Annotated in this window: 11 protein-coding genes; 8 read left to right on the top strand and 3 right to left on the bottom strand. The window is 72.6% G+C overall.

Annotation, left to right across the window (positions count from 1 at the left end):
* The 3 genes from ACJA3G_RS20990 to nudC all read left to right on the top strand — a co-directional run.
* Window positions 1-803 (top strand): PD-(D/E)XK nuclease family protein (locus ACJA3G_RS20990; protein WP_406554558.1); only part of this gene is annotated, 803 nt, incomplete at its 5' end.
* A gap of 10 nt (window positions 804-813) precedes the next feature.
* Entirely contained in the window at window positions 814-2,232 is a 1,419-nt protein-coding gene (locus ACJA3G_RS20985) for a dipeptidase (RefSeq protein WP_406554557.1), read from the top strand.
* Window positions 2,233-2,308: 76 nt separating this feature from the next.
* Window positions 2,309-3,280: an NAD(+) diphosphatase gene (gene nudC, locus ACJA3G_RS20980; protein WP_406554556.1), complete on the top strand. Its 972-nt coding sequence runs from the start codon at window positions 2,309-2,311 to the stop codon at window positions 3,278-3,280.
* Window positions 3,281-3,374: 94 nt separating this feature from the next.
* On the opposite strand, the gene ACJA3G_RS20975 is transcribed toward nudC, so the two are convergent.
* Window positions 3,375-3,617, bottom strand: a complete 243-nt coding sequence (locus tag ACJA3G_RS20975; RefSeq protein WP_358836176.1) for a mycoredoxin — start codon at window positions 3,615-3,617, stop codon at window positions 3,375-3,377.
* Window positions 3,618-3,832: 215 nt separating this feature from the next.
* On the opposite strand from ACJA3G_RS20975, the gene ACJA3G_RS20970 reads away from it, so the two are divergent.
* The 5 genes from ACJA3G_RS20970 to ACJA3G_RS20950 all read left to right on the top strand — a co-directional run bounded on the left by ACJA3G_RS20970 (window position 3,833) and on the right by ACJA3G_RS20950 (window position 7,694).
* Window positions 3,833-6,016 (top strand): ATP-dependent DNA helicase UvrD2, encoded by a 2,184-nt coding sequence (locus ACJA3G_RS20970; protein WP_406554555.1) that lies wholly within the window; start codon window positions 3,833-3,835, stop codon window positions 6,014-6,016.
* Window positions 6,017-6,196: 180 nt separating this feature from the next.
* Entirely contained in the window at window positions 6,197-6,538 is a 342-nt protein-coding gene (locus tag ACJA3G_RS20965) for a hypothetical protein (protein ID WP_406554554.1), read from the top strand.
* Between the two features lie 161 nt (window positions 6,539-6,699).
* Window positions 6,700-7,068, top strand: coding sequence for a WhiB family transcriptional regulator (locus tag ACJA3G_RS20960; RefSeq protein WP_406554553.1), 369 nt, complete (start codon window positions 6,700-6,702; stop codon window positions 7,066-7,068).
* Window positions 7,065-7,388: a hypothetical protein gene (locus ACJA3G_RS20955; protein WP_406554552.1), complete on the top strand. Its 324-nt coding sequence runs from the start codon at window positions 7,065-7,067 to the stop codon at window positions 7,386-7,388. The genes ACJA3G_RS20960 and ACJA3G_RS20955 overlap by 4 nt, the downstream gene beginning before the upstream one ends.
* 120 nt (window positions 7,389-7,508) lie before the next feature.
* Window positions 7,509-7,694, top strand: a complete 186-nt coding sequence (locus ACJA3G_RS20950) for a hypothetical protein (protein WP_406554551.1) — start codon at window positions 7,509-7,511, stop codon at window positions 7,692-7,694.
* Window positions 7,695-7,733: 39 nt separating this feature from the next.
* Here the strand turns inward: ACJA3G_RS20950 and ACJA3G_RS20945 are convergent, their stop codons facing one another.
* Together ACJA3G_RS20945 and ACJA3G_RS20940 are read right to left on the bottom strand one after the other, a co-directional pair.
* Entirely contained in the window at window positions 7,734-9,152 is a 1,419-nt protein-coding gene (locus ACJA3G_RS20945; protein ID WP_406554550.1) for an ABC1 kinase family protein, read from the bottom strand.
* A partial coding sequence (locus tag ACJA3G_RS20940) for a ThiF family adenylyltransferase (protein WP_406554549.1) occupies window positions 9,145-9,894 on the bottom strand: 750 nt, incomplete at its 5' end. The genes ACJA3G_RS20945 and ACJA3G_RS20940, both read right to left, overlap by 8 nt.

Genomic DNA, 9,894 nt, shown 5'->3' with positions numbered 1-9,894 from the left:
ACCGCGTCCTCACCCCCGAGGAGCGCCGGGCCATCGCCTCCTGGGACCGCGACCTGGAGGCCCTCACCACCGAGCTCCGCCGCGCCCGCGCCACCAGCCACGAGGTGCCCCTGCCCGCCTCGCTCACCGCCTCGGACCTGCTGCGGCTCGCGGCCGACCCGGACGGCTTCGCCCAGGAGCTGGCCCGCCCGATGCCGAAGCCGCCGCAGCCCGCCGCCCGCCGCGGCACCCGCTTCCACGCCTGGGTGGAGTCCCGTTTCGAGGAGCTGCCGCTGCCCATGCTGGGCCCCGACGAGCTCCCCGGCGGCGACGAGCGTGACGCGGACATCGCGGACGAACGCGACCTGGCGGCCCTCAAGGAGGCGTTCGAGCGCTCCCCGTACGCCCGGCGCACCCCGCTCCGCACCGAAGCGCCGGTCCAGCTCACCCTGGCGGGCCGGGTGATCCGCGGCCGTATCGACGCGGTGTACCGGGGCGAGCGGCCGGGCACGTACGAGATCGTCGACTGGAAGACCGGCCGCGGCGCCACCGGCGACCCCCTCCAGCTCGCCGTCTACCGCCTCGCCTGGGCCGAGCAGCACGGCGTCCCGCTGGAGTCCGTCACCGCCGCCTTCCTGTACGTACGCACCGGGGAGACCGTCCGTCCCGCCCGCCTCCCGGGCCGCGCCGAGCTGGAGCGCATCCTGCTGGGGGAGGGCCGCCGCGGGGCCGGGAGCGGCCACGCGCGCGAGGAGGCCGCCCTCGTGCGCGGGCGGGGTCCGGCCGGGACACCGGCGGACGAGCCACCACCAGCGGCCGGATAGGCTCCATGGCATGAGCGAGACCCCGGACAGCGCCGTCCACACCGAAGCCGACGACACGGTGCGCGCCTACATCGAGCAGCACCGCGCCGCCTTCCTCGACGACCTCGCCCAGTGGCTGCGGATCCCGTCCGTGTCGGCCCAGCCCGAGCACGACGGCGATGTACGGCGCAGCGCCGAGTGGCTGGCCGCCAAGCTCAAGGAGACCGGTTTCCCGGTCACCGAGGTTCTCGCCACCCCGGGCGCCCCGGCCGTCTACGCGGAGTGGCCCTCCGGCGACCCCGAGGCCCCCACCGTGCTGGTCTACGGCCACCACGACGTGCAGCCCGCCGCGCGCGAGGACGGCTGGCACACCGAGCCGTTCGAGCCCGAGCTGCGCGACGGACGGCTCTACGGGCGGGGCGCGGCCGACGACAAGGGCCAGGTGTTCTTCCACACCCTGGGTGTACGGGCGCACCTGGCCGCCACCGGCCGCACCGCGCCCGCGGTCAACCTCAAGCTCCTGGTCGAGGGCGAGGAGGAGTCCGGTTCGCCGCACTTCCGCGCCCTGGTCGAGGCGCACGCCGACCGGTTCGCCGCCGACGCCGTGATCGTCTCGGACACCGGCATGTGGTCGGAGACGACGCCCACGGTGTGCACGGGCATGCGCGGCCTCGCCGAGTGCGAGATCCGGCTGTACGGACCGGACCAGGACATCCACTCCGGCTCCTTCGGCGGCGCCGTGCCCAACCCGGCCACCGCCGCCGCCCGCCTCGTCGCGGCGCTGCACGACGCCGACGAGCGGGTCGCCGTGCCCGGCTTCTACGACGGCATCGCGGAGCTCACGGACGCCGAGCGCGAGCTCGTCGCCGAACTGCCCTTCGACGAGGCAGAGTGGCTGCGTACGGCCAAGTCCCGCGCGGTCCACGGCGAGGCCGGATACTCGACGCTGGAGCGCGTCTGGGCCCGGCCGACCGCCGAGGTCAACGGCATCGGCGGCGGCTACCAGGGCCCGGGCGGCAAGACGGTCATCCCTTCCTCGGCGATGGTGAAGCTGTCGTTCCGGCTGGTCGCCGGGCAGGACCCGGACCGGATCGAGAAGCTGGTCACGGAGTGGGTCGCCACCCGGATCCCGGACGGCGTCCGGCACGAGATCGTCTTCAGCGCCGGCACCCGGCCGTGTCTGACGCCGCTGGACCACCCGGCCCTGCGGTCCGTCGTGCGCGCCATGGAACGCGCCTTCGGCCAGAAGGTCCGCTTCACGCGCGAGGGCGGCTCCGGGCCCGCCGCCGACCTCCAGGACGTGCTCGGCGCCCCGGTGCTCTTCCTGGGGATCTCCGTCCCGTCCGACGGCTGGCACGCGCCCAACGAGAAGGTCGAGGTCGACCTCCTCCTGAAGGGCGTCGAGACCACCGCCCACCTGTGGGGCGACCTCGCCGCCGTACGGCTGTGAGAGCCCGCGTGCCCCGCGGCACCACCGCCGAACGAACACCGCTGAACCCATCCATCCGGGGGAGTTGGAAGCACCTGTGAGCACCACCGGCACCACCAGCAGTGACGCCACCGCGGACCGGCCGATCGGCCTCACCACACCCATCAGCCTCACCGAGGACAGCGGCGTCGACCGCGCGGCCCACCACCGCCTGGACGAGGCCTGGCTCGCTGCTGCCTGGAGCCACCCGACGACCAGGGTCTTCGTGGTCTCCGGCGGACAGGTCCTGATCGACGACACCGCCGACGGCCGTACGGAGCTGGTGATGACCCCGGCCTTCGAGGCCCCCGTCACCGAGACCCACCGCTACTTCCTGGGCACCGACGACGACGGTGTCAGCTACTTCGCGCTCCAGAAGGACTCCCTGCCCGGCCGGATGGACCAGTCCGCGCGCGCGGCCGGTCTGCGCGAGGCCGGGCTGCTCCTGTCGCCCCGGGACACGGGTCTGATGGTCCACGCGGTCGCCCTGGAGAACTGGCAGCGGCTGCACCGTTTCTGCTCCCGCTGCGGCGAGCGCACGGTCATCGCCGCCGCCGGTCACATCCGCCGCTGCCAGGCGTGCGGCGCCGAGCACTACCCGCGCACCGACCCTGCCGTGATCATGCTGGTCACGGACGAGCAGGACCGCGCGCTGCTGGGCCGCCAGGTGCACTGGCCGGAGGGCCGCTTCTCGACGCTGGCGGGGTTCGTCGAGCCCGGCGAGTCCATCGAGCAGTCGGTGCGCCGCGAGGTCTTCGAGGAGGCGGGCGTCACGGTCGGCGAGGTCGAGTACGTCGCCAGCCAGCCCTGGCCCTTCCCGTCCAGCCTGATGCTCGGCTTCATGGCGCAGGCCACGTCGTCGGAGATCAACGTGGACGGCGAGGAGATCCACGAGGCCCGCTGGTTCTCCCGGGAGGATCTGCGCGCCGCCTTCGAGTCGGGCGAGGTCCTGCCGCCCTACGGCATCTCCATCGCCGCCCGCCTCATCGAGCTCTGGTACGGCAAGCCGCTGCCCAGGCCCACGCACTGAGACCCGTGCCCGGGTCCGGTTACGGGCACGCGAAAGGCCCCCACCTCCGAGGCGGGGGCCTTCGTACGCGCGCGTAGCGGCGAAGCGGCGCGGATCAGACGCCGATCTTCTGCTTGACCTGGGCGAGCGAGGGGTTCGTGAGAGTCGAGCCGTCGGGGAAGAGCACGGTCGGCACCGTCTGGTTGCCCCCGTTGGCCTTCTCGACGAAGGCCGCCGACTCCGGGTCCTGCTCGATGTTGATCTCGTTGTACGTGATGCCCTCGCGGTCCATCTGGCTCTTCAGCCGACGGCAGTAGCCGCACCACGTGGTGCTGTACATCGTCACAGTGCCCGGCATGCTCTCGCACTCCTCATGTTCGGCCCGATTGCTCGGTTCGGCTGTTGCTTCGGTCGTTCGCTTCGGTCGTTCAGCTCGGTCGTTCGGCTCGACGGGTGAACGCCAAGGGAGAGAACGTACGCGACCGCGCCGCCATTCCCGCGTTTGTACGACTAATCCCGCCCCCTGTGGACAACGCGTCCCGTCTGCCTCCGCCGACCTGGCAGCATGGCGGGGTGACATCAGCAACGCACTCCTCTCTCTTCCCCCAGGTCCCCGAGTCGGCGGACGCGGTGCTCGACGGCCTCGACCCCGAGCAGCGCGAGGTCGCGACGGCCCTGCACGGACCGGTGTGCGTGCTGGCCGGTGCCGGGACGGGCAAGACCCGCGCGATCACCCACCGGATCGCGTACGGGGTGCGGGCCGGGATCCTGCAGCCGAGCAGTGTGCTGGCCGTCACGTTCACCAACCGCGCCGCGGGCGAGATGCGGGGCCGGCTGCGCCAGCTCGGCGCCGGCGGCGTCCAGGCCCGCACCTTCCACTCGGCCGCCCTGCGCCAGCTCCAGTACTTCTGGCCCAAGGCGGTCGGCGGGGAGCTGCCCCGCCTCGTCGAGCGCAAGGTCCAGCTGGTCGCGGAGGCGGGCGCGCGCTGCCGGGTGAGGCTGGACCGGGGCGAGCTGCGGGACGTCACGAGCGAGATCGAGTGGGCGAAGGTCACCCAGACCGTCCCCGCCGACTACCCGGCCGCGGTCGCCAAGTCCCTGCGCGACGCCCCGCGCGACCCCGCGGAGATCTCCCAGATCTACGGGACGTACGAGGAGCTCAAGCGCGACCGGGGGATGATCGACTTCGAGGACGTGCTGCTGCTCACGGTGGGCGTCCTCCAGGACCGGCACGACATCGCCGAGCAGATCCGCGCCCAGTACCAGCACTTCGTGGTCGACGAGTACCAGGACGTCAGCCCCCTCCAGCAGCGCCTGCTGGAGCTGTGGCTCGGCGAGCGGGACAGCCTCTGCGTCGTCGGCGACGCCAGCCAGACGATCTACTCGTTCACCGGCGCCACCCCCGACCACCTGCTGAACTTCCGCACCCGCCATCCGCACGCGACCGTGGTCAAGCTGGTGCGGGACTACCGGTCGACCCCCCAGGTGGTGCACCTCGCCAACGGCCTGCTCGCCCAGGCGCGCGGCCGGGCCGCCGAGCACCGCCTCGAACTGCTCTCCCAGCGCGAGCCGGGCCCCGAGCCGGTCTACACGGAGTACGGGGACGAGCCCGCCGAGGCCGAGGGCGTCGCCCGGCGCATCCGCGACCTCATCGCCTCCGGGGTCTCGGCCGGCGAGATCGCCGTCCTCTACCGGATCAACGCCCAGTCGGAGATCTACGAGCAGGCACTCGCCGACGCGGGCGTGCCCTACCAGCTGCGCGGCGCCGAGCGCTTCTTCGAGCGGCCCGAGGTCAGGGAGGCGGGCGTCGCCCTGCGCGGCGCGGCCCGGGCGGGCGGCAACGACTCGCTCCTCGACGACGCCGTGGACCTGCCGTCCCAGGTGCGGGCCGTCCTCGGCACCAAGGGCTGGAGCGCCGCGCCCTCGGCGGGTTCCGGCGCGGTCCGCGACCGCTGGGAGTCGCTGGCGGCGCTGGTCCGGCTGGCGGAGGACTTCGCGCGTGCCAAGACCGGCGCGACGCTCTCCGACCTCGTGGCCGAGCTCGACGAGCGCGCGGCGGCACAGCACGCACCGACGGTCGAGGGCGTCACCCTCGCCTCGCTGCACGCGGCGAAGGGTCTGGAGTGGGACGCCGTCTTCCTGGTCGGCCTCACCGAGGGCATGATGCCGATCACATATGCGAAGACCGACGAGCAGGTCGAGGAGGAGCGCCGACTGCTGTACGTGGGCGTCACCAGGGCCCGGGTGCACCTGGCCCTGTCGTGGTCGCTCTCCCGCTCTCCCGGAGGGCGGCCGTCGCGAAGGCCCAGCCGCTTCCTGAACGGACTGCGGCCCGGCTCCGCGGCCGTCGGCGCCCGTTCCTCGTCGGCGGCCTCCGTCGGCGGGATCGAGCGCGGCCCCGCCCGCAGACGCACCCGCCGCGGCCCGGTCCTGTGCCGGGTGTGCGGCAAGACGCTCACCGAGGCCGGCGAGATGAAACTGATGCGCTGCGAGGACTGTCCCTCGGACATGGACGAGGGCCTGTACGAGCGCCTGCGCGACTGGCGGGCGGGGCAGGCGAGCCTGCTGGGACAGCCGCCGTACTGCGTCTTCACTGACAAGACCCTGATGGCCATCGCGGAGGCGGTGCCGTCCAGCGGCGGCGAGCTCGCGGTGATCTCCGGCGTCGGCGCCCGCAAGCTGGACCGTTTCGGCACCGATGTCCTGGCCATCTGCGCTGGTCAGGAGGTCGGTGGTAGCGATGATGAGTCTTCTTGAAAACTCGTGGGAAAAATAGTTTGCGCCCGCCCCAGGAATCCCCATAGGTTCTTAACCACGGAAACAGCGGCTTCTCAGAGGCCCTGCGTCCGTGCTCTACTTGCTGTACTTATCCGAATACGCATGGGATCAGGGCCCCCGGGCCCCAGCTCCCCGAGACGCCGAGAGGAGGCGAGACCAGTGACCAGCTTCATGAACTTCACCAGCATCAGCACCACCAAAATGACCGATCGCTCGGTCGTCGCCACCTGCCCGCTCGGCTCCTCGTTCCAGGGCACCGGTCTGTCCACCGGTGTCTCCGGTCTGCTCGGCCTCTCGGTCGTCATTCCGTCCTCCCTGGCGAGCTTCCCCGTGCGGACCGGCAATGAGCGACCGACCCAGGCACCGGAAGCAGTGGTGGCGAAGGGACAGGCCCAGGCCTATGCCTTCGCGGCGGCCGGTGCCGGAGCCGAGAAGCAGACGACGCAGCACCACACCATGTGGGCCTTCCGTGGGCTCGAACCCTGGAGCGATCCAGCCTGATCCAGGATCAGGCAGGCGCCTTCAGGGCCGCGGAACCCCACCAGGGATCCGCGGCCCTTCTGTTTGCCCTCGACCGGGGGACAACAGCGCGAAGGGTCTCGGTACCAGCCGAAACCCGGCCGACCGGCCGGACCGACAACAAAGACGAGGAAGAAAACACCGTGCAACTCGAAGCGCACGCCCCGTCAGTACCGCCCGCCCAGACGATCCCCCCGCCCGGTCTCACGGAGGACCCCGCCTTGACTCCCCTCACCACGCTCACCGCGCTCGACGACGCCATCGAGAACCTCGGCGTACCCGTCCCCTGCCGTTCGTACGACCCGGAGGTCTTCTTCGCCGAGTCCCCGGCAGACGTCGAGTACGCCAAGTCCCTCTGCCGCACCTGCCCGCTGGTCGAGGCCTGCCTCGCCGGGGCCAAGGAGCGGCGCGAGCCCTGGGGCGTCTGGGGTGGCGAGCTCTTCGTCCAGGGCGTGGTCGTGGCCCGCAAGCGGCCCCGTGGCCGCCCGCGCAAGAACCCGGTCTCCGCATGAACCGCCCGGGAACCATCGACCGCCCCCTCACGAACGACCCCCAGAAGCAGGCCCCGATGACGACGTCCACCAGCGAGCCCGTCGGCTCCGCGACCCCAGACTTCACCACCACCGGCGCGAACGCCTCGCGTCAGAACAGGACCCACGAAATGCAACTCATGCCAGAAGCCCTCGCCCGTGCCCATATGCACGAGCGCATGCGCGAGGCCGAGGCCGAGCGGCAGGCCATGCGCCTGATCGCCGCCCGGCGGATGCAGCGCCGCGCCGAGCGCGTGTCGATGCGTGCCCGCCGCGCCCTCGCCATGGCCGTCATGCAGTGACGACCGCACGGCCGTATCGCGTGTGAAGTGACGAATGAGCCCGCGGGGGCCGGTCCGAACGGACCGGCCCCCGCGGTGCGTTGTGCCCACAACCGCCGGCCGTGGCGGTATCGTCACGAAATGGACGACCCGACTCAGCCGGCTGCCGAGACCGTTGTGTGCTCGCGCTGCGGCACCCCCGCCGAGAGCAACCCGCCGACGTGGACCTACTCCGTCGAGAACGGCCACCGTCTCTACTTCTGCGACATCTGTGCGCGCGCCAACATCCGGGCGATCGAGGGCAGACTCGACTCCGTGTGGTGGTGACCGGGCGGGGTGCGTCCCCGCCCCGCCCGGCCGTGGGCCTCACGCCCCGGCGGGCTGCTCGTCCACCTCGTCCTCCGGCTCCCCGGCCGCGAGGACCGCGAGCGTCCCCAACCCGGCGAGCTCCTCGTCCTCGGGCAGGAACCCGGGCACCCACCGCTCCAGCTCGTCCCGCAGCCGGACCGTCGCGTCCAGCTGGCACAGCACCCCGATGGTGGAGAGCGTCACCCGGTGTATGAGCAGATACGCGGGCGGCAGATTGAGCTGCTTGCCCAACTGGTGCGCGGGGGAGCGCGGGTCGGCGATCCGCGCCGCCTGCCCGCGCATCCAGGCGCGGGTGAAGGTGAACTCGTCCGCCTGCGCGGGCTCGATGATCGGCAGCAGATAGTCCAGGACCGCGTCCGGGTCGAGGTCTATGGTCTCCTTCACGAAGCCCTCCTCGCACAGCAGCGCGTAGACCGCTTCCGCGTCGCCGTCGAGCGTCTTGCGCAGCGAGTCGCCGATCGTACGGGGCAGCCCGCCCGGCAGCCGGTCCACTGTCCCGAAGTCCAGCACGCCCAGCCGCCAGACACCGCCCTCCTTCTCCGGAGGCAGCAGCCGGAAGTTGCCCGGATGCGGGTCCGCGTGCAGCAGTCCGGTCCGTGCCGGGCCCGAGAAGAGGAACCGCGCCAGCAGCTGGCCCGCCCGGTCGCGCTGCTCCTCCGTACCACCCGCGATCACCTCGGAGAGCGGGGTGCCGTCGATCCACTCGGTCACCAGGACCTGGTCGCGCTGGTGCACCACATCGGGCACCACCACATCGGGGTCGTCGGCGAACTCGGCCGCGTGCTCCCGCTGGGCCCGCGCCTCCAGTTCGTAGTCCAGCTCCTCCGAGACCCGGTCGCGCAGCTCCGAGATGAGCGGCTTGATGTCCATGCCCGGGATCAGCGGCCCCAGCAGCCGCGCGAACCGGCTGAGCTGCGTCAGGTCGGAGAGCAGTGCCTCCCCGGCGCCCGGGTACTGCACCTTGACCGCCACTTCGCGCCCGTCGTGCCAGACCGCGCGGTGCACCTGTCCGATGGAGGCCGCCGCGGCGGGCTTCTCGTCGAACTCCAGGAACAGCTCGCGCCACTCCGGTCCCAGCCGCTCCGCGAGCACCGTGTGCACGGTACGGGTCGGCATGGGCGGAGCCGCCTCCTGGAGCTTGGTCAGCGCGGCCCGGTAGGGCCCGGCGATCTCCTCGGGCAGCGCCGACTCGAAGACGGACATCGCCTGCCCGAACTTCATCGCCCCGCCCTTGAGTTCACCCAGGACCTTGAAGAGCTGCTCGGCGGTGCGCTGCTGGAGCTCGCGGCCCACGATCTCCGCGGACTTGCCGCCGATCCGCTTGCCCAGGCCCCACGTGGCACGTCCGGCGAAACCCAGTGGCAGCGCGGCCAACTTGGCGGTCCGGGTGACCGCCTTCCGGGGAAGATCAGACATGCGCCCCTCCAATTCCCAGCCGGCGGTGCCGCGCGCCTCGCGGCAGTGCGTCGTTGTCAGCGGTTACCGGGCCATTGTGTCCTGCGGGGGTGCCTCTCCCGGAGGTGTCCTCCCTCTCACTCTCCCCGGCGGCGCCGCAGGGACAGTCGAGCCGGGCCGCCAGCCGCCGGGGCCGCCAGTCGAGCGCGGGCAGGGACGCCTCCCACCGGGTGCCCGTGCTCGCCGGGAGGTCGCCGTCGAGGAAGGCCAGCGCGTGCGCCGCGGCCAGGCCCGCCACCGCGGTCGCGAGCGAGAGGTCGCAGGCGGGGACCGCGCTCCGGCGGCGGCCGGAGCGCCACTGCGCCAGCATCCGCGGCCAGCCGGGATCGCGCTCGGCCCGCTCCAGCGCCAGACAGCCCGCGCACCCGGTGCCCCCGGGCAGGACCAGCGGCCCCACCAGCCCGGTCGTCTCCAGGACGCCCGCGTACAGATGGGGAACACCCGCCGCCACCCACTCCGCGCCGGTCACCGGATCCGGCGCGTACACATCGAGGCCGTCCCTGGGGGCCACCACGATCAGTGACAGCCCGGTCGGCTCGTCGGCCTCGCCGGCCCGGGGCGGACGGTCCGGCGCCGCACCCCGGACCAGTTGCCGGGCCGCCGGGCCCCGGCGCTCACCGACCGCCCCGGCGCTCAGCCCGCTGGGCGCCACGTCCCACGGCTGCACGGTCCCGCCGTCCAGCACCTCCACCCGCCCCACCCC

Origin of the sequence: Streptomyces sp. YS-3 (assembly GCF_045257485.1) — a bacterium.
GTDB lineage: Bacteria > Actinomycetota > Actinomycetes > Streptomycetales > Streptomycetaceae > Streptomyces.
The sequence above is the reverse complement of the archived record's forward strand: the minus strand, read 5'-3'. Positions and strand labels throughout refer to the sequence as shown.

Excerpts from the sequence above, each read along its gene's own strand:
- ACJA3G_RS20985 (WP_406554557.1), top strand. The coding sequence starts at position 814 with ATGAGCGAGACCCCGGACAGCGCCGTCCACACCGAAGCCGACGACACG.
- ACJA3G_RS20975 (WP_358836176.1), bottom strand. The coding sequence starts at position 3,617 with ATGCCGGGCACTGTGACGATGTACAGCACCACGTGGTGCGGCTACTGC.
- ACJA3G_RS20955 (WP_406554552.1), top strand. The coding sequence starts at position 7,065 with ATGAACCGCCCGGGAACCATCGACCGCCCCCTCACGAACGACCCCCAG.
- ACJA3G_RS20950 (WP_406554551.1), top strand. The coding sequence starts at position 7,509 with ATGGACGACCCGACTCAGCCGGCTGCCGAGACCGTTGTGTGCTCGCGC.
- ACJA3G_RS20945 (WP_406554550.1), bottom strand. The coding sequence starts at position 9,152 with ATGTCTGATCTTCCCCGGAAGGCGGTCACCCGGACCGCCAAGTTGGCC.